General features: G+C 72.0%; 9 protein-coding genes and 3 pseudogenes. 5 read left to right on the top strand and 7 right to left on the bottom strand.

What is annotated here, in order from left to right:
* Positions 1-26 precede the first annotated feature (26 nt).
* Complete coding sequence (locus ACIHEJ_RS35185; RefSeq protein ID WP_400141672.1) at positions 27-15,122, top strand: hypothetical protein; 15,096 nt, start codon at positions 27-29, stop codon at positions 15,120-15,122.
* Between the two features lie 81 nt (positions 15,123-15,203).
* Here ACIHEJ_RS35185 and ACIHEJ_RS35190 read toward each other — a convergent pair whose 3' ends face one another.
* From ACIHEJ_RS35190 to ACIHEJ_RS35210, 5 genes and pseudogenes are all read right to left on the bottom strand, one after another.
* The gene (locus ACIHEJ_RS35190) at positions 15,204-16,112 is read right to left on the bottom strand and encodes an RICIN domain-containing protein (RefSeq protein ID WP_400141673.1); all 909 of its coding nucleotides are present in this window, start codon (positions 16,110-16,112) and stop codon (positions 15,204-15,206) included.
* 171 nt (positions 16,113-16,283) lie between these two features.
* Positions 16,284-18,323 (bottom strand): hypothetical protein, encoded by a 2,040-nt coding sequence (locus tag ACIHEJ_RS35195; RefSeq protein WP_400141674.1) that lies wholly within the window; start codon positions 18,321-18,323, stop codon positions 16,284-16,286.
* Between the two features lie 369 nt (positions 18,324-18,692).
* Positions 18,693-18,941 (bottom strand): annotated as a pseudogene (locus tag ACIHEJ_RS35200) (hypothetical protein); the annotation flags it as partial.
* Between the two features lie 146 nt (positions 18,942-19,087).
* Positions 19,088-19,201: pseudogene (locus tag ACIHEJ_RS35205) on the bottom strand (AIM24 family protein); the annotation flags it as partial.
* A 22-nt stretch (positions 19,202-19,223) separates the two neighbouring features.
* Positions 19,224-19,559, bottom strand: coding sequence for a beta/gamma crystallin domain-containing protein (locus tag ACIHEJ_RS35210; protein WP_400141675.1), 336 nt, complete (start codon positions 19,557-19,559; stop codon positions 19,224-19,226).
* A gap of 448 nt (positions 19,560-20,007) precedes the next feature.
* Between ACIHEJ_RS35210 and ACIHEJ_RS35215 the strand changes: the two genes are divergently transcribed.
* The gene (locus ACIHEJ_RS35215; protein ID WP_400141676.1) at positions 20,008-20,211 is read left to right on the top strand and encodes a hypothetical protein; all 204 of its coding nucleotides are present in this window, start codon (positions 20,008-20,010) and stop codon (positions 20,209-20,211) included.
* 333 nt (positions 20,212-20,544) lie between these two features.
* Here the strand turns inward: ACIHEJ_RS35215 and ACIHEJ_RS35220 are convergent, their stop codons facing one another.
* Positions 20,545-21,150: a response regulator gene (locus tag ACIHEJ_RS35220; RefSeq protein WP_400141711.1), complete on the bottom strand. Its 606-nt coding sequence runs from the start codon at positions 21,148-21,150 to the stop codon at positions 20,545-20,547.
* A 101-nt stretch (positions 21,151-21,251) separates the two neighbouring features.
* Entirely contained in the window at positions 21,252-22,424 is a 1,173-nt protein-coding gene (locus tag ACIHEJ_RS35225; protein WP_400141677.1) for a sensor histidine kinase, read from the bottom strand.
* A gap of 367 nt (positions 22,425-22,791) precedes the next feature.
* On the opposite strand from ACIHEJ_RS35225, the gene ACIHEJ_RS35230 reads away from it, so the two are divergent.
* The 3 genes and pseudogenes from ACIHEJ_RS35230 (at position 22,792) to ACIHEJ_RS35240 (ending at position 23,948) form a co-directional block, all read left to right on the top strand.
* Positions 22,792-23,160 (top strand): MmpS family transport accessory protein, encoded by a 369-nt coding sequence (locus ACIHEJ_RS35230; protein WP_400141678.1) that lies wholly within the window; start codon positions 22,792-22,794, stop codon positions 23,158-23,160.
* Between the two features lie 163 nt (positions 23,161-23,323).
* Positions 23,324-23,398: pseudogene (locus tag ACIHEJ_RS35235) on the top strand (ATP-binding cassette domain-containing protein); the annotation flags it as partial.
* 79 nt (positions 23,399-23,477) lie between these two features.
* Positions 23,478-23,948, top strand: coding sequence for an ATP-binding cassette domain-containing protein (locus ACIHEJ_RS35240; RefSeq protein ID WP_400141679.1), 471 nt, complete (start codon positions 23,478-23,480; stop codon positions 23,946-23,948).
* The last annotated feature ends 126 nt before the right edge of the window (positions 23,949-24,074 follow it).

Below are 24,074 nucleotides of genomic sequence, written 5' to 3' on the forward strand. Positions count from 1 at the left end.
AGCGCCCAGGGAGGGCGGCCGACACCATGGAAACCGCGGAATCCGTACTCGACACCATCAGCCTGGACGACATCATCGATCTGGGCAATGCCTGGATCCGGCTCGGCGACGAGCTGCACGAGCGCAGGGTCGCCGTGGGCGGGCACCTGGGCGGCCTCGGTATGACCGGCGAGGCCGGTGACCAGGCGCACCGGGCGTGGGACGAGGCGCTCGGCAAGACCATCGACGACGCCGCGGAGACCGCCTGGACGATCGGCCAGACCATCCACCGCTACGCGGAGGAGCTGCACAAGGCCGCCGACGAATACGCGAAGAAGGTCAACGCCTCCATGTGGGCGAGCCTGCTCGGCGCCATCGTCGGGCTGGCCTTCCTGTTCGTCGGGCCGCTGCTCAGCAGCCTGCTGTCGATGATCGGCGCGCTGCTGAGCCGGCTGATCCCGGTGCTCGCCCAGATGGCCGCCCGTCTCACCCCGATCGGCAGGGCCATCGCCGAGGGCCTCGGCGGCGCTGTGGCGGGCGCCGCGACCAACCTCGGCATCGATGTCGCCGTCGGCGAGGCGGGCGCCGCCATCGCGGGCACCGACTACGACATCGACTGGGGCGCCGAGGCCTTGAGCATGGGCCTTGGCGGGATCCTCGGCGGCGGCTTCGGCGCCTACGCCGGCTTCCGCTACAAGCCGAACCCCGCCAAGCCCGGTCCCGTCGCCGACACCACCGTCCCGAAGGTGACCATCAGCGCCGAGGCCGAGCCGGGCCGGCTCAGCGGAAACAACGGGCCGTTGGGTGCTGCGCCGGGTCAGAAGTTCGTGGTGAATCCGCTGAAGGGGCCCGAGGGCGGTTTGGGCGGGTTCGAGGGCTACAACGGGCGGCTGGACGGCAAGCCGCTGGAGCAGCCGACGGCGCCGTGGAAGCCGTGGACGCCGTGGACGTCGGGTCGTTCGAGCGCTTCGGGGAAGTCGGGAGCCGAGGGCGCCTCCGGAGGGCGCGGGCTTGAGGGCTACAACGGGCGGCTGGACGGCAAGCCGATCGAGAAGCCGGCGGCGTGGACGTCGTGGAAGCCGTGGAAATCGGGAGCCGACGGCGGCTCCGGGTCGGCCGCATGGTCGCCACGGGCGAAGTCCATGCCGACGACGTCGAAGCAGAGTGAGCCCCAGGGCTCCACGCCCAGCCGGCCCAGGCCTCTCGGCGAACGCCCGAAGGACTCGTTCGGCCACCTCCAACCGCGCCCGGCCCACGTGAACCGTCCCGGGGAGCCCACTGCCGCCTCCGCGAAGCCCCCGGCTTCGGGAGTGGGCCAGGAACGTCAGGCTCCCCTCGGCGGGTCCGGAGGCAGCGTGCGCGAACCCGGCGAGGGCGTTGGGAACGTGCGCCCCGACCAGGGTGGCAGGGCCTCGGTCGGGGCGGGGCCCGAGGGTTCTCGTTCGGGTTCGGGTGAAGGCGGCGGCGTTCGTGCCGATGAGGGCAACAACGGCTCCGCTGTGACGCAGCCGCCCGGCTCACATCCGGGGGTCAGCGAACGTACCGGAACCGCTGGGGACGAGGGACCGACGCCCTCGTCCGGCGCTGCGGCTTCAGGTTCCGCTGCTCCGGAAGGTGCGGCGGGGCGCAGCGGAGCGGCGCACGCGGCTCCGACGCAGTCCGGTCGATCGGGAGGCGGCGCGTCCGCCGACCAGTCACACGCGACCGGCAACGGAACCGGCGCCGCCCGCCCCACGAGCACCGACATGCCGGACTCGGGTGCGCGTGCAGGTCAAGGTACGGCTGATTCGAAGTCGGGTCCTGGGTCTGCGAAGGCGGGTTGGCAGGGGGAGAGTCCGGCGGGGACGGATCCGAAGTTGGTCGGTGGCCGGCAGTTGAACCGCAGTCCGGATGATCCGAACGGTACGCAGAAGAACGTGTCGTTCGCGAATCCTGCGGCGGGCAACAAGGATTCGTTTGCGGTCGGTGGCCGGACGACGGGTGACAAGCCCGGTGACAAGTTCCCGACGAACCTGCCGAAGCCGGGTCGGTCCGAAGGTGCTTCCTCGGGTCATCCCGTGCCGACCAAGTCGTCCCGGGGGTACGGCCGTCCCGCGACGTTGGGCGATCGGCCGTCCGACGCGACCGGCGGCGGTAGTGGCGGCACGACGTCCAGCGGTCCCAGGCCCTCGCCTTTCGCTTACGGCGGGCGCAGCCTGAACGAAGGGCAGAGCGTCGGCGGCGCCGGTGGCCGTGGCGACGGTGAAGACGGCGGTGGCGTTCAGGCCGGCGAGGTCTCGTCGTCCTCGTCGGGCACTGCCGGTGGTTCGCTTCCTGTGCCGAAGTCGGGTCCTGGGTCTGCGAAGGCGGGTTGGCAGGGGGAGAGTCCGGCGGGGACGGATCCGAAGTTGGTCGGTGGCCGGCAGTTGAACCGCAGTCCGGATGATCCGAACGGTACGCAGAAGAACGTGTCGTTCGCGAATCCTGCGGCGGGCAACAAGGATTCGTTTGCGGTCGGTGGCCGGACGACGGGTGACAAGCCCGGTGACAAGTTCCCGACGAACCTGCCGAAGCCGGGTCAGTCCGAAGGTGCTTCCTCGGGTCATCCCGTGCCGACCAAGTCGTCCCGGGGGTACGGCCGTCCCGCGACGTTGGGCGATCGGCCGTCCGACGCGACCGGCGGCGGTAGTGGCGGCACGACGTCCAGCGGTCCCAGGCCCTCGCCTTTCGCTTACGGCGGGCGCACCCTCGACGAACCGATGGGCGACCTGTTCGGTCACAAGCAGCCGCGGCCGGACGGCGCGATGCGCTTCGGCACGGAGACGCCCGGCGTCGTCAAGCCGCCCAAGCCTTCCGGAATCGGCTACGACCGCCCCGCCACGCTTGGCGACATCCCCGACGGCGCGGGCGGCGGCGGTGGCCGTGGGGCCGGAGAAGGCGGCGGGAACCTACGCGCCAACGAGGGCAGCAACACCTACGTCGAGACGCAGCCGACGGGAGCCCGTCCAGGCCCGTCCGAAGGCGACGGGAAGGGGAACGTCCCTGTCGACGGCGGCGAGGGCGCCTCGGTCGAGACGCAGCCTCCCGGCTCCCGCCCCGGTCCGGAAGGCGTCGTGGCAGGCCCCCCCACCGCTGAGCACGACGGACCCTCCGCCTCGTCCGGTGGCGGCCGGCCTGTCGGCAACCGTGAGCAGAACACTGGCCAGAGCACGACCACCACTACCACCACCGAACCGGGCCCGACCGGGCCCACGTTCCCCGAGACCAGGACACCGGAGCGCTCAGCGCCGGCGGTGACGGAGGGCCCGGTCGGCGGGGGTGCTTCCGGCATCCGTCACCCGGGTGCGGCGCGGTTCGACATCGACACGGCGCGGGCGCGGCTCGACGACCCTTCGGTGCCGCAGGAACGCCGGGACACCTCTCGCCAGTGGGCCGAACAGGCGGTGACGAGGCGGATCGCTCAGGTGGCGCCCGGTGAGCGGCCGGAGGGTGTGTTGCCGCGGATGGGCGAGGTCATCGACCTGGTCGCGGCCGAGTACCTGCGGGGTGGACACCTGCCCGCCACCGCTCTGTTGCACTCCCTGACCGGTCAGCCCCAGGCCGCACCTCCGGCGCACGCGACGGCCCGGACGACACCGGCCGCCCAGGCGACGCCCACGACACCGACTCCCGCCCCCGCCGTGCTGCCGGCTCCTCCCGCCGACCTCGCCGCCCGCCTGCCCGGGATGACGCCCGAAGAACGGACCCGGGAGCTGACGCTGCTGCCGTCCGGTCAACTGGACGCGCTGGCCGCCGACCCGGCTCTGATCGCCGACCTGCGGCGACAACTACCGCCCGCGGACTTCGCCGACACGGCCGCCCAACTGCTGGTACGGGTGCCCGACGGCGTCGAACAGCCGATCTCTGCCCGCAGGGAGGCGCAGGCTCTGGTCACCGGGATGCTGGCCGACTCTGAGGTGACCGAACGCCTGCTGGCCGGGGGCACCCGGCTGTTCGTGGTCCCCCGGGACACCCCGCTGACCGCGCTCGGACCGTTCGCCGACCTGTACGGCGCCCGCGCCGACGGACGACCCTACTCGACCGTGCGCGGCATCCACCACAACGGCCAGGTCGCCGTCCCGGAGGAGAACCTGCTGGGCGAGGCCACTGCGGTGCCCGGCGACGGCGTCTACGCGGACGGCTACTCCACCCTCACCCACGAGTTCGCCCACGCCATCCACGAGGGCGGGCTGAGCCCTGCCGACCGCGCGCTCATCGAGAGTGCCTACCAGACCAAGGTTGCCGAAGGCGACGCCGCGCACTGGCCCGACGGCCCGCTGCGCGACCCGTCAGGCGTCCGCCCCGGCACCAACTACTCCTCCCACGACGCGCATGAGTACTTCGCCCAGCTCAGCAACGCCTACCTGGGCGCGAACGAGGGCACCGACTGGTACACCGGAGCCGTCCGCAACAACGGCCCCGACTGGGTACGGCAGCACGAGCCGGAACTGCTGCCCCTGCTGGAGCGGCTCTACGGCCCCCGGAACAACGGGGACGTTCCGGTGGTCAACCCCGTGACGGCGGTGCAAGCCGAGAATGAGGTCTGGGCCTACTTCCGGGCGATGTGGGATGACACCGAGCAGCAACTGCACCCGCAGCCCCACGCCCAGGCACCGCGGCCCACGGCCCCTCTGGACGTCGCCCTCGAGACGCACTCGGCCCCCGTCGCGGCGGCCGTACCGTCCGGACACCCGCGGCTGGCGCCGCCCACGAGCACGACGACCATGCTGGAGGAACCGGCCACCCAGCCGCCTGCGGAGGCGGCGCCCGTCTCCGCTACGGCGCGCCCACGCCCGGACACAACCACACCGAAGCAGCCGGTCACGGAGACAAAGGCTTCCGCTGCTCCGCCCACCGAGGCCCCGCCCACTCAAGCCCCGGCCACCGAGGCCGCGCGCACTCAAGCCCCGGCCATCGAGGCACCGGCCGCCCAAGCTCCGCCCACCCACGCCACACCCGTGCGCCCAGCCGACCTCGCGCGGCTGCGCTACCAGCACGAAGCCGAGGCGTACGAGCGTAGGCTCGGCGACTATCTCTCGGAGCATCCGCAGGTCATCGAGCAGATGGCCGCGTTCGCCCGCGTCCTCTGGGAGAGGACGCCCCCGGCGATGCGGGGCAGGCTCGGCACCCCCCAGAACGTCGTTCCCGGTGCAGTCGGCACCGATCCACAGGCGCTCGAACAGGTCGCCCGCCACGGCAACTTCCGAGAGCAGTCGACTCTCGTGTGGAACGCGTTGCGATACGGCGTCTTCGGCACGCTGCTGGGTACGTCGCTCTCCCACCCGCCGGTGATCGCACAGGAGCGCCGCTGGCGCGGTGCTCCGTCCGACGGTCCGTTCAACCGGCGCGCCCCGCACGAACTGCGTCCGCCGCTCAGTTCCGCAGAACGGGCGTTCTCTTCGGACGGCGCCACCTGGAAGCCGGGTGAGGAGCAGTCAGGCATCGATCACCGCCCGCCCATGCCGACGGCCGGGGACACCCGGCCGCTCACTCTGGAGGACTCCCCGCACGCGACCGCCCAACGCAGCGGGGGCCTGATCCTGACCGGCACCTCCGGGACCGTCTACAACCTGCTCGAAGCAGCCGAGGCGGCCAACGAGCAATGGGACGCGGGCCTGGACCTGCGGTGGATGCGGATGGCGGCCGTCGGAACGCTGCTGTCCAACCGTCATCACACACTCCATGAACTCCTTGCGGCCGCCGAATTGTGGGGCAACGAGGCTGCCCATCCGGACCGCCGCGGTCTGGGCTTCGACTACGACGACAACTGGGGCCGCTACCACCGGCTGCCACCGCTGTCGGAACAGGAGTTGCGGGAGCACGTCGCGGTCGGCGGCCGGTTCCCGGACGAACGCGTCCAGGAGTTCTACGCGGACGCCCGGACGGGGGTCACGCCGGGCTCCACGGCACCGCCGCTGTCGCGCCTGCTGCCGGAGAGCTCGTGGTGGCGTCTGTTCATCGACCCCAATGTGCATGACGAGGCCTTCCGGCGATCTGCCGAGGACGTGGGCGGTCACCTGGACGCCACGACGTACCCCGGCTACCGGCAGGGCATGACCGCGGCGTACCGGGAGGTCCTCGACGGCGGGCGGATCGGACGGGACTGGTCGCGCATCGACGCCGACGCGTACGAGGAACTGCACAACATGGCCACCCGGTATCTCGTACCCGGCACCGGGCAGAACACGGCGACCACGTGGTCGGGCCATGAGGACGGCAGGACCACGATGCGCGGCACCGGCGTCGACCGCGTCGCGCCGGACATCCACGACGATCTGCTGCTCGGCCGGCGGCTGCTGTTCGCCGTCGGCGAGCGACGGCAACCGGGGACGCCGAACCCACTGGTGGTCTTCCACCACGGACAGCAGGGCGGACAGGTCTCCATCGACTACTCCCCCCGAGAGGCGCGCTTGGTGGTACAGGCCGCGCTGGACCGCTACTACGGCGAGGTGGCGGTCGCGGCAGGGCCGGACGACAAGCTTCGGGCCATCGCCCGGGTGACCCGGGCGCTGCAGGTCCTTCAGCCGTTCACGGATGCCAACAGCCGGGTCAACGTTCATCTGCTCATGCAGAAGTTCCTGCTGGAACAGGGATTCCGGCCGGCGGTCCTGATGAACTCGCGCTCGCTGTTCCTCGGCGGGTTCACGGTGGAGCAGATCGTCGAGAGTCTCAAGGAGGGCATGGAGCGGTTCGACCGGCATGTCCGCTGGGCGAGTTGGGACGGGTTCAACCAGCCCCAGGGACCGCCGGCGGAACAGGTGGACCAACTGGCCGCGGACCTGGGACTGACCGGCGGCACCCCGGAGGAGCGTCGCCGACAGGTGACGGACACGGTACGGACGGCCCGGGCACTGTTCGGTTCCGAACTGCCCGGCACCGATGAGCAGGACACGGCGCGGTTGGCGGCGATCCGGTCGCTGAGCGGGCCGGCCGGGGCACGATTCCCGCACGGCACCGCATCCCTGGCGATCACCGAGTACACCCGGGAGGTGTTCGGGATCGACTCCATGGACGAGGTGAGCCACGCCCACATCGGCGCGCTCGTCGATGCCGCCCTCCAGGCGTCCGCAGACGGGCGGCCGTTGGACATCGACGTCCTGCGCTCCCTCGCGCAGCGGCCACCGGTCGACGAATCCGGGCCGGATGCGGCAGCCGGCCGATCGGGGTCCGTATCGCCGAGTGCGGAGCCCGCATGGGACGTGCTTGCCTACGAGCCCCCGTCCGACGGCATCACTCCGCTGGTGTTCCTGGTCTCGGAGCTGACCGGAAACGTTCCGGTGCGCGACGCCGATGAACTGGGGGCAGCCCTGCTCCCCGCTATGAATACGGAACCGCAGGGTTCGGTCCGGATCGTGCTGCAGGCCGCTGCCCGGTCGTTCAGCAGCGATCCGGTCGAGACCGTCTCGGAGCTGGCGGACAGCCTGGGCGCTCCGGTGGACCTGCTGCTGGCCGGCCCCGACGGTGCCGTACGGCTGCTGCGGTTCGACGTCCGCGGCGACCACAAGGACCTTGGCCTGGTGCCGGAGGCGCACGGCCCGAACGGCGAGGCGGAGCAGGGCGGGAGTCGGCTCGACGCGGGGGACCTGTCCATCCTCCTCGCCGAGGTGATCAGGGAAATGCGGCGCCTGAAGGGGCTGGGGCGCAACGACCCGGTGGATGTGGACGAGCAGACCGTGAGGAGGTTGCACGGTGAGCTGACCTCGGATCAGCTGCGGCGGCCCATCCGGGCGCGCGGCGAAGTGATCGCCCAGATCATGGTGTCGGGCAAGTCCGGCGGATTGCTCGGCGGCGCACCCACGGCCACCACGACCGAGCTGGAGGAGCCGGCCACTCACATGCCGCCCACGACGGGGACGTCCGCCCCCGCTGCGGCGGAGGCCGGGCGCGCCTGGCGGGGCCCCGGCCGGACCGTGGGCGGCGGTTCCGTGACGGAGCAGCCCCCCGCCGCGACGGCCGCGCAGCCCGCAGCGGCGGAGCCGGTGCCTCCGGCGGCCACGACCGCGCCGGCCGATCCGGCCACTCACGCCCCGGCCGCCCACACCACGCCAACCCCCGCCACGTCCGTGACGCAGACCTCCGCCGCCGCACCGCCCGCCTCCGTGGAGGACCAACTCGCCGAACGCGGACTCCTCCCGGTGCCCGTCCTCGCGGGTGGAGACGCGCTGGCGCACTCGCTGATCGCCGTAGCGTCGAAGGAGAGCGGGCAGATGGTCGGGCAGGGCCGGCCCGCCACCCCGGCGGAGCTGCGCGCCGAGATCGCCGACGCGGTCGCGGCCGACCTGCGCAGGGCGCCCGCCGCACGCACGCTGCTGTCCACGGAGACGGTGCCGGACGGGCCGGACGGCGCGTCCCGGCTGCCCGGGACGTCCCACGAGGGCAGTGCGGAAGCGGTCGTCCGCGGGCTGCGGGCCGGTAACGGCCCCGAGTCCCTGGACTGGCTGACCATCGGGGTCGCGGCACGCGGGCTCGAGTTGCGGATCACGGTGCTGACACCGGGCCGGGCACCGTGGACCACCGGACCCGACGACGGACGATCCGTCGTCCTCGTCCGGCAGGAGCGGTCCGGACCCCATACCGGCCGCTGGGCGGCGACCGAACCCGTCGCCGCGGCCGAGCAGCCCCGGCGCCCCGGACCGGAACGCGCGGGCGAGACCCCCGGTTTCGCCTGGGGCGACACGACCTCTGGCACCGCCCGGCCGGCCGCGACCTCCGCCAAGGCCTCCGGCCCCGCACAGCCCGCGGTGTTCTTCGGCGCCGACCCCCGGCCGACGCGACAGACCACCGACGAAAGCGCCCCCGCCGCCCACGATCCCGGCGAAGGCAGCTCCCGCGGTCCTGCGGCCGGCGGCAGCGGGGCAGGTGCCGGGACCGGGTCTGGTTCCGGTGCCGGGTCTGGTTCCGGTTCGGGTGGGCCGGGGTCCGGGCAGGCCCCCGTTGCGCAGAGCGGCGACGGCGACGGCGAAGTCAGCACACCTGCGCCCCGCACTCTGTCGCGGTACGCCCGCGCCTACGGCTCCCGGCACGACGGACTGATCGGACTCGTGCCCCACGAGCCGCTTCCCGACGACGTGCTCGCCGCCCTCCACCAGCAGGTGCTGACCGCCCTCGGTGTGCCGTCGGGCAGCGACGCGGAGGCGGCTGCGCTCCAGCAGCTCCGCGAGGAGCTGAGCGCGGCGGAGATCGGGCTGCACCTGCCGTACGTGCGCAGCACGCGGGGGTATCGCGTCACGGTCACCGTGGACGGCACGCAGCACACGGTGGACGTCCGGCTGCGCCTGACGGACCCACAGCCGGCCGCCCGGGGAACCCAGGGCGGACTGCCCCGCGACACCAGGCTGGAGCGGCAGAGCGAGGGCACGCAGACCTCCTCCACGGCCGACAGCTCCGGCACCATGCGGACGATCCCGATCCCGTGGTCCGCGCTCTACAACGGCCCCGCCGGGCCGCTGCGCTGGTTCGACGGGGCGCTCACCCTGAACTTGACGCACAATCAGCTCGCGCAGTCCGCCACGGTCAGCGAGGGCGTCATGACGACGTCCATGCAGCGCGCCAACGACCAGGCGCACGTACTTGAGTTCACCGGCCAGTGGCAGGTGCGGGTGGACGCCGGGGGGAGCGCGCCGACGGACGGCTGGGGCGCCGAGCAGAGCCACGGCTCGCTGACCGTCTGGTTCCCCGAGTACCGGGCCTTCGGCCACGGCGGCGCCCTCGGCCCGTTCCCGGAGCCGGCCGGGCTGGACGACCTCCAGCTGTGGGGCGTGGACGCCGTGGCAGAACCGGGCAGGCTGCTGGACGACCTGCTCGCCGACAACGCCTTCGCCGCCCTGCGGAACCTGAGCGAGGGCTCCCACGGCGAGCTGAGGGAGTTCCTCTCCGAGGAGATGCTGCGCAACACCCTCAGCATGCAGCGCGACCGCGGCGTGTACTCGCCGCTGCTGGTGGACGGCAGCGGCAACGCGGTCGGCGTCCTCCGGCTCGTCGCCGCCGTGCGGCCGGGCAGCGCGAGCGCGCAGACCCCGAACGGTGACTTCAGGCTGGAGTCCTGGATCACCCACACCACCGGCGTGGACCGTTCGGCGCGGCTCACCAGCGGCGTCGGGCTCGACGGCAGCGGCGGGCCGTCGTTCACGTCCGATCACGCGAAGGGCCATCCAAACGCCGCGCGTCGCACGGGCGGGGGGGTCTTCGGCAAGGCCGGCCTGTCCTGGCAGTCCAGCGACGCCCTGAACACCAGCAACAAGGCGTCGATGATGCACGCCCTCTACACCGACGCCTCGCACCTGCACGTCCCGGCGGACGTCACCTACGAGATCACGCTCGTGCGGGCGGGCGGCGGCCGGATCACCGGCTCATACGGCCCGTGGCCGGAGAGCGTCCAGCTGCGGGTACTGCCGCGCGGCACCGGTCACGCACCCACGCGGCAGGAGCTGCGCGCACTGCCCGGACACCTGGAACACCTCGAAAGCGTCGGCTTCTCCGCCGTACCCCTCGCCGTCCACGGCGTGGACCGCATGTTCCACCGGGCCGAGGAATGGCTGCGCCGGGAGGGCTTCCTGCCGCCGGTCGAGCACCACGGGCTCGAGTGGAACGAGGCGCGGACGCGGGCGCAGTTGGCCAACGTACGGCGGCTTGAGCAACTGCGGTCCAGGCTGGGGCTGGCCGCCGCGTTGCCGGACGCCGTCGAGGGCGGGCGGTCCGTCTGGTTCGAGCGGCCGGGTCTGATGGGCGGCATCCGCCGCGTCCAACTTCGCTTCACCGCCGCCCGGGACCGGATTCCGCGCCCCGGCGAGGCCGGCACCCCGGCCGCCACGCACATCTGGCGGCTGCCGGAGGTGCAGACCGCGGGCAACACCTCCTTCGAGGCGCGCGGCACCCGGCAGCGCGCCAACCAGTTCGGCGGCACGCTGGGCTTCGGAGGCGGGCCGCGGTGGGCGCTGGCCGGCGGCGCGGCGGCGCTGGACACCACCGGCGAGTACGTCTGGGGCAAGCAGCACTCGGCCTCCGCGTCCGCCGGATCCTCGCAGGGCGGCGATCAGACCACGATCACGTCCAGCGGCGGCACCGAAGTCTTCACCGTCCCGGCCCGGTTCGCGCTGAACCTGTACGAGGGCAGCGCCGAGGACCCGCTGGTGCGGTTCGCAGACCCCGCGTCCGACCCCGCGTCCGAACACCCGCGGCCCGCCCCGGTCGGCCCGCTGGGCCTGCGGGGCCCCGCCCCGCAGGCACCGGAAACCATCGCCGGACACATCACACTGGCCGTGCCGCACCAGCGGACGGTCCCGGTGGAGGGCCGGATCGTGCCGGCACCGGCCCGGAACGAGATCCGCGCGCCGCGCACCGGCGGGGCAGCGACGGACGACTCCGTGCGACTGCGCCTCACGGACCCCGCCGGAGCGCCGCAGCCGGGCCTGATCCGGCTGCCGGACGACGCGATCGTGGACGTCTTCCGGGCCCGCGCCGCGCTCAGGGAGGCGTTCCGGCAGCTCGCCACCGGCACCTATCCCGGCCGCCCGGCCGCCGGCGCGCTCAGCCGCGGGCTGCACACCTTCAGCAGCCGGGTGCCCCACGCGGTGACCGCGCCCGGCGTCTGGCTGAGCGAGTATCTGACCGGCCCGGTCGCCGGAGACCAGGGCGCCTTCGCCGGCGAGGTCCTGAACCAGCACCTGAGTGTCGCCAACCTGCTCGCCCGCGCACAGCAGATCTTCAGCGGCGTCTACGTCATCGAGGGCCTGGTCCTGCCAGGCCTCGGCGCCGACCAGGAGATGTCCCTGGAGATCACCGGCTATCTGCACAACGCCTCGTACAGTGGTTCCTTCGGCAGCCACGGCCAGCGGGACCTGAACGCGACCGACACGTCCAGCCGACAGCGCTCCGTGGCCACGTCCCACCAGTTCGGCGGTGGAGTCCTGGCGCTCCAGGCGTTGCCCACCGCGCCCGCCGGCAGCCCGCCGCCGCGGGTCGCGCAGGCCAACCCGAGTGTGCGGGTCGCAGGCAGCAGGCGTACCGAGGCGACGGTCGAGCACTCCGCGAGCACCTCGGTCGTGCGGATCCCGACGGACGCGGCCGACCAGTACCTGATCACCGCCGACGCCACCGTGCTGGTGACGTTGCGGCAGGGAACGCGGAACTTCTTCGGCAACCTCGTGGGCTACGGCAGCCGGGGCGGCGTCACGGTCGCCATAGACCTGCCCCGCGCCGTCGAGTTCACCATGGCCCCCAGCCATCTGGCCCGTTACGCACGCTGGTTCGCCGACGTGTCCGGCCTGCCCCGGCCTGCCCCGGCCGATCCTACGCTGCCCCCGCCGGACCACTTCGTGCGCACCGGCGAGATCGGCACCGGCAGCGTCCTGTCGCTCACCCAGGTCGACGACCCGGTGCGCCGCAACGAGGTCCGCGACCGGCTGCACCAGGAGCTGGTGGCGCAGGTGGAGCGGGCGGCGCCCGGCGTGACCCGGCCCGGCCACTCCGCGTACCTGCCGGGTGTGGCCACCCGGCTCGCGGACCTGACCGCACCGCCCGCGCTGCGCGTCCTGCCCGCCCGGGGCACGGTCCGGATGTGGTTCCGGTACGCCGCGACCGGCGGCGCCCGATTGATAGAGGTCACCCTGGAGGCCCGGCCGCAGGCGGGGCCCCCGGCCCGGGCGGCGCTGCTCGGGCGGCCCGCGGGCGAGAAGACAGCCGTGGAGACGACGCAGATCCACGCGCCGGAGAACCGCTCCGACACCCAGGGGATCAGCCGGACCCTGCAGGTGACCGCGGCCCCCATCTCCCGGTACCCGCGCCCCGGCGGCAGCTCGGGCCGCACGGACCGGACCGGCCCGACGCTGACCGCCTCCGTCACCCGGGGCAGCGCCACGCGCAACGACTTCGGCGCCGACGACCGGCAGTGGACGCGGACCGGCAACGCCGCCGACTTCGACGACATCGTCTACGACATCACCGGCACAGTCCGCTCCGAACTGATCTGGGACTGGCCGCCGGACCTGCTCGGCGGTCTCCTGGACCAGGGCTGGGTCTCCCTGACCGAACCGGGCGGCGGACCGCTCGCCCAGCGGCTCGCCCGGATGATCCGCGGCCCGCGGCGCCCTCAGCTCAGGGTCCCGGCGCTGGTTGACATCCGGTTCGTCGGCTCGGAAGCCGCCACCCCGCGCCCGCACGATCCGCCGGTGTGGCCGCGCGTCACCCATTCCGATCCACGACGGACCGCGTCGCACACACCGGCCCCGGACGGCGGGCGGCCCTTCGTCGCCGGGCCCGCACTGGTCCCGACCGGTCCGACGCCGGTGACCGGGTTCAACGGCTTTCCACAGCTCGCCGAGGCGCTCGCGGCGGTTGCGCCGGACTCCGCCGGAGCCTGGGGTCTGTCGGCGGACGCGACGCCGGAGGCCGCGGTGAGCCGCCTCGGCGAACTCATCCAATCCGGGCGCATCTCCGTGGGTATGACCGGCACGGCCGCGGGACTGACCACCACGATGCCCGGTTCCTGGCCGGGAGAGAGCGACCCCGCGGAGACTCCCGCCCTCCAGGTGACCCTGCACAACCCGCGGTCGATCACCCACGCCGACGACGTCGCCGTGGACCGGCTGCGCAAGCCCGTGCGCTCGACCAGCAGTTCCTCGGTCATGAGCACGGCGGCGGGCCTGGGCTACCAGTCCACCCTGAGCGGCAACCGGCCCAACCTGCACGTCGTCGGCTTCACCGCCCCGCTGCTGGCCCGGCAGCCGAACGCCCGCACCGGCGGGGCCGCGGTCTCGGCCGGACAGCGGGAGCGGATCAAGACCGGCAACACCAGCCGCTCCTCGACCGGCGCCGACACCCGCAGCCACCAGATACTGGTGGACGCGGTGATCACGGTCACCGGACCGGAGGGCACCCGGTACGTCACCGGCACTGCCGGCGTCCGGATGTTCGAGCGGGAACTGCTCGGGCACGGTGTGATCGGCCCGCGGGTCGCCCCCCAGGTCTACGACCTGCCGGCGATGCTGGCCGGGCAGCCCAGCGCCCCGCTGCGGGACTGGTTCACCCACCCGGTCACCGAGCTACCCCGAGCGCTGGCCGGGGCACTGGACGGCGCGGACGCGGGAGCCCAGCTCTGGCTCGACCTCGGGCCGGACCCCGACGGCAGCCGGCTGGCCCGCGCCCTGTACGTCGGCTCGCGCACCGCCGTGGCGGCGAACCGTCCGGTGGAAGTCGTGGTACGCGGCGGAACGGGGCTGCGGTTCTGGCCGTTCGACGCCGACGGACGGCTCGCCGACCTCACCCCGGCCACGACCCCCACCTGGGACGTGCTGCGCACCGCGATCGTCACCGCCGACGACGCGGCCCAGGCCGAGGCGGACGCGGCCGCCCGCGAGACGGAGCTGGCGCCGAAGGAAGCCCGCACCGCCGATGAACTGGCGGCGGCGAACTCCGCGTTGAAGAGGGCGGTCGACGCCCACGACGCCGCGGTCAAGGAGCTCACCGAGGCGCGGCTCGAACGGCAGAACCTCACCGAGCGGCTCGGCGACGCCGAGCGGGCCCAAGCCGAGGCCGACAGCGCGGTGGGCGAACGGGACCTGACCGTCACGGCGGCCGAGGAGCGGCTCACGCGGGCGGAACAGAGGCTGCGCGACCTCCGGGAGGAGGCCGCGATGAGCCGGCCGTCGGCCTCCGGTCCTGCCGGGACTGCGGCGGCGCGTACCGACCCCGGTCCGGACGCCGTGTCCGCCGCGGCGTCCGAACGCGATACGGCCCGCTCGCAGCGGGACGTCGCCCGCGGCCGGGCGGACGAGGCGCGGGCGGCCGCCGAGCGCGCGGCCCGTACGCTCGCGGAGCTGAAGGACCGGCTGACCACTGCCGAGGAACAGGTGAGCGCCGCCCTCGAAGAGGAACAGGTCAGGGCGCAGGCCGTCGACGAGGCCGAAGCGATCCGGAACACGCGGTACGAGGAGCACCGGCTGTTCGTGCGGGAGCTGGAGGGCGCGCGTCAGGAACAGGTCGACCAGCGGGCGCTGTCCAACGACGCCTGGGCGCAGCTGCCCGGTCTGGCCGCGATGCTGGCCGCCGACCGATGCCGGGAGATGATCGGCGCAGCCCGGTTCCCGCTCGGCTCGCTCGGCAAGGCGCCCGGCGGTTCGGGCGCCTGAGACGTCGACGGCCCCGGCGGAGGATTCCGCCGGGGCCGTCGCACATCAGCCGGCCGCTCGGCCGGTCAGTGGATCGTCGGGTCAGTAGATCAGCCGCCAGACGCTGTCGGGGTCGCTGCACCGGTCGATCGACGTCCAGCTCGTGGACTTCGGGCTGTCGCCCCAGACCTGCAGACACAGCTGGTCGCTCAGGTAGTTGTGGATCCTGACGTTGCCGTCACCGGCCGGGGAGATCCACCACAACTGGTTGTCATCCAACGAGGACTGGCAGTTCGCCTCCTGGACCAGCATGTTTGCCGGCTTCGCCGCCTTGTCCGGAGCGTCGATGCACAGCCCGTCCTTGGCGTTGACCAGCAGGACGAGCGAGGCGCCGCCCGGGCCGGTGTCGCCGCGGTGGACCTGCACGGTCCACTGCTGGTTGTCCCCGTCGGAGCCGTCGCAGTGACTCTGCATGATCGGCATGGTGGAGTAGCCGGGACCGGTATTCGGAAGGTCGGCGCACAGTCCGGTGGCCGCGCTCTTCAGCAGCACTCCGGACCGGTCGGAGGAGAACACCAGCGGGCTCGGTCGCTCCTTCTTCGGCTTCTTCTCGGACTCGGGCTTCGACTGCTGCTTCACAGCGGACGCCGGGGGAGCGGCCGGAACGGCAGCCGGGGGAGCGGCCCGGGGAACGGACTGTGCGGGTTTTGCCGGCTTCACCGGCTTCGCGGAGGCCGACCGGGACAGGGACGGGGAGGCGGTGACCTTCTTGAGCGCCGCCGTCTGCCCGGCGGCCCGCTTCTGCCCCTTGGCCTCCTCGTCCGCCTGATAGCTGCGCCACGCGCCCAGTCCCAGAGTGCCGCCCGCCGCCAGCGCCAGCACCGCGGTGGCCCCGGCGACCCGGACGCCCAGCCGGGAGTGCTCTCCCGGCTGCCGGGCGGTGCTCGTCAGCGTCTCGACGAACCGCGCTCGCTGCCGCCGCTTCGCATCGTCCTGCTCGATCTCACTCAACGCCCGTCCCCAACTCGCCAGAAAGTGATCGAATATTGATCGAAGGTTGTCGCCAGGCCCCGCACGGCCCCGCTTCGGGCTTGCCAGTCAACCACCGGGAATCCCGCGCAGACCCCCTCGGCGAGCGGGGTGAGCACGGGATGAGCAAGAGGTGAGCAGCCCTCGGCCGGCTCACCGCGGCACCGCCCCGTACAGCTCGCGCTCCCGCAGCAGTTCCGCGGCTTGCGTCAGCGCGGCGGAGAGCCGGCGCCGGTAGGTGCTGAAGGACAGTGCGGCCCTGCTGGCCGCGGCCTGCTGGCTGCGCGGCCCGCCCAGGTAGGTGATTTCCAGTACGTCGCCCAGCTGGCGCTGCCCGGGATGCGCGCGCAGTTGCGTGACCGTCTCGGTCAGCACCTCGCGCAGCGCCGTCACGTCCGCGCCGGGCGCCACCAGCCGGGTGCCCATCAGCGCGTTCTCGGCGAGCTGCCGGGGGTCCCGCACACTGCGGTAGGCGTGCTTGACGGCGTCGACGAACTCCGGCCAGGGCATGGTGGGTTCCACCGCCGCCGCGATCGGCGCGGGCGCGCCCGCGGGCTCGTCGCTCAGCAGCCGTACGCGCAGTGCCGCGGCCCAGCGGTCGAACGGCGCGCCGCGCCAGTCCCGTACGAAGGGGAGTACCCGCTCGCCGTCCGGCCCTTCGGCGGGCGCCGTCCGCTGCTGCCCGTACAGCTCGAGCAGCGACGCGAGCCCCGACTGCTGCTCGGCCGTACACGTCCAGGTCATGGCCAGGCCGGGCGTGGTCGCCCACAGCGTGGTCAGCGCGCAGCAGACGGCCGCGGCACTGCCGGTGCTCCACCTGGCCAGCAGAAGTCGTTCGGTGCGGCGCAGAGGCGACCGGCCGACCGTGTGCTCCAGGGCGGCGCGGGCCACCGGATCGTCCGGCAGCCCGGTGGCGCCCGGCTCCAGGCACGGAGCGACGAGTACGCCGACGAGCCGGCGGCCGTCCTCGGCGACGGTGAAAGCGGCCGGTTGGTAGGCCCACCACCGCCGGGCCAGGGCGCCGGCCGCGACGCCGTGCTCCTTCTCGATGGCGGCCATCGCCTCGCCCAGATCCTCCGGGCGGGCGGCGCGCAGCCGGATCCGGTCCGCGCCCCGCCAGTCCACCGATTCCCGTGCCACCGGGTTGGTCCGGCTCAGATGGGCCAGCCCCGCGCCGGACGCCCAGCGGTCGCCGAGGCGCCGGCCGAGCCGCTCCGTCAACTGGCAGTGCAGGCGGGCGAAGAGGGACTCGTACTTCTCCGGACCGCGCCACCGCAGATCGGTCAGCAGCGCCTCCCGCATCAACTCGTGCGGCACCAGGCCCTCGGCGGTGCTGCGTACGAACGACAGGCCGCGCAGCCAGGTGCACAGCGCGTGCGCCTCGGCGAGCGGCACTTCCAGCGCGTGCCGTACCGACTCCTCGGTGGTGACCCGGGCCAGCGCCAGCACGTGCAGGGCGTCTGTCTGGGCCAACGACGGGCTCTCGCGCAGCATCAACTGCAGCAATTCGCGTACCAGGTCGGGGCAGTCGCGCAGCTCCCAGAAGCGGCGCTGCGCCACAGAGCGGTCGGCGTGTTCCCGCGCGTCGGCGAACAGCACCAGCGCGAGCGGCAGCCCATGCGCGGCACGCACGATGTCCGGGACCTCGGCCTCGTCCACGCCACGATGGCGCAGCAGCAGCGCGGACTCCGCGTCGTCCAGCCCGGACAGCTCCATGCTGCGCAACGCGTGCCACCACTGCGGATCGGTGCGCCACTCGGCGGACGGGGGCCGGCGACTGCCGACGACGATCAGCGGGCGAGAGGGCATGGCGGGCAGGAAGACGTCGCGCAACCACTGCTCCAGGGGGCCCAGCGACTCTGCGGAGTCGATCAGCAGCACCTGCGCGTCCTCCGGCGGCCCTTGCGCCTTCAGCGCGGCCAGGAACGCCTCCGGCGTCGCGTCCGCGTGCCGCAGATCGACACTGTGGGTGACCTGGCCGTGTGCCTTGGCCTCCTCGGCGAACCGGCGCAGCAGCGTGCTCTTGCCGACGCCCGCCATGCCGTGCAGCCACACCACGAAGCAGCCGCGCCCGCCGTTGAGCATGAGCTCCTTCAGCAGCCGCAGTTCGGCCGTCCGACCGGTGAAGACCTTCCTCCAGGAGGCCGCCGGCACGTCCCCGTGCGGTTGCACCGGCGAGGGTGTGGGAGACATCTGCATCGTCGTACCCGGAGTCCCTTTCTGTGTGACGACAGCGCCGGGCCCCGTGGTCGGCCGGACCGGGCCTCCGTTGCCGACACGTGCAGCGCGGGGTACCTTCGCGGCTTGTCGGGCCGGCGCCTACGGTGCGGGACCTGCACCATGCTCGTATGAGTGATCTTCAGCCGCACAGACGGCGAGCTGATGGACGCCGCCGGCGTCGCGCACTTCGCCTGTGAGGAGTTCAGCCTCGTGCGCGGCACCACCGGCGCCAGGCCCCATGTGCACGAGGGGCCTGACGAGTACTTCTACGTCCTCGAAGGCGAGTTGCCGCTCCACACCGGGGACGGCGAGGGCATGGCCGCTCCGGCAGACCTCCTCGCTGCGACCCGCGGCACCCGCCGCCTTCCATGCCCGGTCGGCGTCCCGCACCTGGCCGAGCCGCCGGTGCTGCTCGGCGACGGCGAGCCCGCAGCGGGCCGCTTCGTCGCGCGGCCCGGCACGCTCTGCCTCCCGCAACTGCTCGGTGCCCGCGGCCAGTACGTCGACCAGGGAGGAGTTCGCGGACAGGGTGGTCAGGGCACCCTGGTAAAGCCTTGCCGTACATGATGCCTTTCTATACGCGGAGTGTATACATAGCGACTAGACGCTCGATGTATACATGGCGTGTATAGGTCAGGGCGATGCCCCAGCCGCGACGGCCGGGGCATCGCCTTGTTGTGGATCAGGACGCCGACGACAGCGGAGGGGTTGCTTCGAGACGCGGATCACTCCGCGTGTCAGTGCTGCTGCGCCTTCTGGGGCGTCAGCTCGCCGGGGCGGACCATGACGTACCCCTCGCCCTGCAGCATCAACTGGACGGCCTCATCCGAGCCGCCGCGCAGCAACAGGCCGTAGCGGGACGACACACCGGGATCAGAAGACCTTAATGTACGTCAGTTCTTGTTCGAGACCTTCGACGTCCGTTATCGAACTGCCCCTCTCAATGGTGTACTTCCTGCCACCAAGTATGACCTCGACCCGGTTGTTCCCTGCCTCCACCTGATTCACGCGGTAGATGTGGACGTTCTGTTCGCCTGCGTTGGCAAAGCAGAGTGTCTGGCGCCAGTTATAGTTCGTGATTTTGACGAAGTCCGTGCGGTTGCCGCAGTCCGTACGGTCGACGGCTGCTGCCGAGCTCAAGGGGATGATCGCGGACAGAGCCGCCGTGGCCGCGACAGTTAACGCAGTCTTCTTGAGCGGGTTCTTCATCGAGCGCTCTCCATTTCTGAGATTCTTCGCCAGAGCGATGGACCATAGAAGTCGTCACATCGATCCGCTGGCCCATTGTGCAGATTCGTGCAACGTTTCCCTTACGGGCACCGCTTCATTTCTCCGCGTTGACAACCGTCCGGTGGTCCCCTCGGGGGTTCGGCCCGAGCGGCCTCCTTGCCGCCCTTCCCAGCGATGTACGGCGATGGATCAGAGGGCCGCGACACCGGCCGCCACCAGCGGCCTGACGTAGGTACGGGATGCGGGGAACTTCACAGCAACTCCTCGTGGGGCACGCATCGGTCGTCTCGGACGCGGATCATTCTGGGACGCGGCCGGCGGGTCCCGATGCCGCTGAAAGACCGCTTTCACCGAAGCGACACTGGCCGAAAGTACGCATCCGCTCTCCCCCTCCGCGGGGACGCGAACCGCGTCTGTCCTCCACGTCATGCCCCTCTCGCTCTCGCGCACCGCACCGGAGGCCGTGGCCGCGGCATGCGTCTGCGCGCTGCTGGTGGTTCTGGAGGCGGGTGTGGTGAGCCGCAGCGGCATCGGGCTCGCGATCGTCGCGAGCGGCATCCTGGCGCCCATGCCTGCCGGGCTCCTGTGGGCGTACCGGGCCGGCCGGCGGTGGGCGGCCTGTGCGCTGTGACCGCTCCGGGTCTGATGGAGACTCGATTCCCTGAGAGGACCGAGTCATGGCACGTCCGTCCCCCTAGCTGCCCGAGCTGCGTGAGCGCGCGGTGGGCATGGTCGCAGAGATCCGCCCCGATGCCGAGCGCTGCGAGCTCGCCGTGGATCCTACGGTAGCCACAGGAGATCGCCGCTCAGCAGCTTGCCGCCATTGGCGGTCACCGTAGTGCCCGCAGTGGCCCGCAGGTTGCGGATGCCTTCGCTGATACGGGCGCCTGCTGCCGCAACAGTGGGGCGACCTCTCCAGGGTGTGCGAAGCTCGGTGCGCAGCGCTGCCGCAGGCGCGCTCCGCTCAGTTCACGATGCCGTTTTCCCAGGCCCACGCCGCGATCTCCACTCGGTTGCGGGCCGGGAGTTTGTTCTGGATGCGGCTGAGGTGGCTCTTGATCGTGCTGAGGGACAGCGTCAGGTCTTCGGCGACCTCCTGGTTGGTGCGGCCGCGGGCGACCAGCGTCACCACTTTGAGCTCCTGCGGGGTGAGTCGTCGCGCGGCCGCGTCCCTGGTGTGGGTGCGGGAGGGTCGGCCGAGGTGTTCCAGCAGCCGTACGGTCACGGAAGGGGAGATGAGGGAGTCCCCGTTGACGGCGGCGTACACGGCCTCGATCAGCAGCCGGGGGCCGGAGTTCTTGACCACGAAGCCGCTCGCGCCGGCCCGCAGCGCGCCGTAGACGTACTCGTCGAGGTCGAACGTGGTGACGACGACGATCTTCGTCTCGTCCTGGCGCAGCAGTTTCGTCGCCTCCAGGCCGTCGAGCCTGGGCATGCGGATGTCCATCAGGCAGACGTCCGGCCGCAGCCGCCGGACTGTCTCTACGGCCTCCACACCGTCCGAGGCCTCCGCGACCACGCGGATGTCGTCCTGGCTCTCCAGGATGAGGCGGAAGCCAGTGCGCACCATCTCCTGGTCATCGGCAATCACCACTGACACGCTCAAGGCGTCGTCTCCTCACTCCGTCTTTCAAGGCGTACGGGATGACGCACGCGAAGGGTTGGGCCCCGTCACTTCACGGGGAGCGAGGCGGCCAGTTCCCAGCCGCCCTCGGGCATCGGTCCACTGGTGAGCTCACCTCCCAGTTCGGCCACACGTTCGGTCAGGCCGACCAGTCCGAAGCCGCTCGCTCTGAACCGCATCCGGCCGCGCTGCTGACGGGCTGCGTCATCGCGCACGCGGACCACCAGCCGATCCTCGTCGCCGGTCAGCAGGACGTGCACGGTGGTGGCCGAACGGGCGTGTTTGCGGATGTTGGTCAGGCCTTCCTGGACGACGCGTTCCACGGACCGGGCGAGCTGCGGGGACCAGGCGGTGCCGTCCAGGCCGTCCTCGACGTTCAGCCAGGCGTGCTGTCCAGGAGTGGAGAAGCGTCGGACGAGGTTCTCAACGGCGGTCATGGCGGGGGTGACCGGGGCCTGCTGCTCGGCGCCGGGTTCGCGCAGCAGCCGGACCATGCGGCTCATGGCTGCCAGTCCCTCCTGCCCTGTCTTTTCGATGTTGGCGAACAGTTGTCGTGCGGTGTCCGGGTCGTGTGCCGCGGTGTGTTCCCCGGCCTGGGCCTGGACGACGATGGCGGTGACGTAGTGGGCGACGTGGTCGTGCAGGTCACGGGCCAGGTCGAGCCGCTCGGAGTGGCGCACCCGCTCGGCGGCGGTGCGGCGTCGGCCGTCCTCGGTGCGCAGATAGCCGCCGAGCAGTGCGAGGGCGGACGGCAGAAGCGGGAACAGGCCGTCGAGCCGGTCCAGCACCGGCAGGTACGACAGGGAGGGTGCCCGGCCGGTCAGCCGCACGACGGCTGCGAATGACGCGAGGCCCGACAGCGTGAGCGGCAGTGGTCGGCCGTACCGGCACGACAGGCACAACACGCCGAGCAGGCCGACGAGTTCGGCCCAGCCGGGGGTGCGCTGCAGCACCGTACCTTGCACCAGAGATGTCGTCAGCAGCGAGACTGCCGCCGCGGTCACGGACATCGCGCAGGCCGTCCACTGGCGGCCGGCCCGGTAGGCAGGCAGGACGGCGGCAGCCGCACCCAGAACAAGTGCGCCGCTCGCGACGACTGCGAGGCCGATTTCGGTTCGGCTGACCACGCCCGCGTCGATCACCAGCAGCAAAGTACATACGCAGGCAACGGCGAGGGCCTCGGGGGCCGGCGGTCTTAGGAACCGGAGCACGGGCGACATGGCGAGGAGGATAGACGGGCCGCGTGCGGCGCTCACGCGTTGGGGGGTTGAGGCTGCATTGCCGGCGAGGGACTTGTGGCTGCGCCGCAGGCTGCGGCGGGTAGCGGATCGGCGGATCCCCCCTCAGCGATCATGCGGGTCTTCGAGATGGGCTGCCCTGCAAGCTGAACGCGGCCGAGGACCTGGGACCTACGTCGGGCTTGGTCTCGCCCCGGCCCCGCCGGCATCGCGGCCAACCGAGGGGTACGTGCTTTCAGCCGATGCCCGGAGCACACGTACCGTCTTTCGGTGGCACCACCAGCGGCCGGTCGGCTCGCAGAATCATCGGCGTACCGACGAACAGTCCTTCCGATCTTCAGGAGTTGTTATGAAGTCCGGTTTCCCGCGATCCGGTGTCACGTCCCTGCTGGCGGCCGGCGCCGCCGCTATGGCGGCTGTGTCCCTGACCGGCTGCGGCCTGTTCGGCAAGAGCTGGGACGTGAAGCTGGAAGTGACGGGCCCTGGGGTCGCGGACATCTCCTACAGCTTCGCCGGGGACAACGACGAGACGGTGAGCGCGCGGAACCTGCCGTGGAGCCGCGCGCAGAACGTCGGGTTCGGCTTCAACCAGATAGGGGTCGTGCACGCCCCAGATGGGACGAAGTGCCGCATCTACGTCGACGGACAGCTCAAGATTGAGGAGAAGAAGCCCGACTCCCACGGCACCGTGTCCTGCTTCGTGAACCTCCAGGAATGATGGGACGGGGAGCTGTCCATGAACACGGCCACGCTCACACGCGTGACCGTCCGGGCCAGGGCTATCACCAAGGTGTACGCAACGGGCGGCGGAGCAGACTCCGGGTGCAGGCGCTGTGGGGGAGGGCGACCTGGACATCACCCAGGGCGCCTTCCTGGCCGTCATGGGGCCGTCGGGGTCGGGCAAGTCGACACTGATGCACTGCCTGGCCGGGCTGGACCGGCCGACGTCCGGGACGATCACCGTCGAGGACACCGATATCACCGCTCTGTCCGAGCGGCGGCGCACGGACCTGCGGCGCGAATCGCATCGGCTTCGTGTTCCAGCAGTACCACCTGCTGTCCGAGCTGAACGGCTCCGAGAACATCCTGCTGCCGCTGCAGATAACGGGCCGCCGGCCCGACCAGGCCTGGCTGGAGGCCGTCGTGGACGCCCTGCCCCTCGGCGACCAACTCTCCCGGCGCCTGTCGGAGTTGTCCGACGGCCAGCAGCAGCGCGTCGGGCTCGCCCAAGCGCTGGCGGCCCGACCTTTGGCAGGAGGGCCGCCGTGGGGCTTCTGGAGCGGGTCGTCATCAGACCGGGAAGGGTGCGCAACGACCAGGTCATCGTTCCCTCACCCCAGGACGTGGCCGGTCGTCCTCAGCCAGGAGTTTCGCAACGCAACATCTGGGACCACGTCTACGAAGGCCCCGGAGTCGTCATCAGCCCAGGAGGGTTCACAACATCTGGCGGGCGCCGTACATGAGCTGGTCGAGAATTGTCGTCACGGGTTCGCAACGCGGCGTTGACCTGGGTGGCGGAGGTGAGGACCAGGGTCGTCATCAGCCCAGGAGGGTTCGCAACAAGATCGGGGCTCGGCGTGTCCAGTCGACGGACTTGGTCGTAATCGGCCCAGAAGGGTTCGCAACGGGAAC

Origin of the sequence: Streptomyces sp. NPDC052301 (genome assembly GCF_044593395.1) — a bacterium.
Taxonomy (GTDB): Bacteria; Actinomycetota; Actinomycetes; order Streptomycetales; family Streptomycetaceae; genus Streptomyces.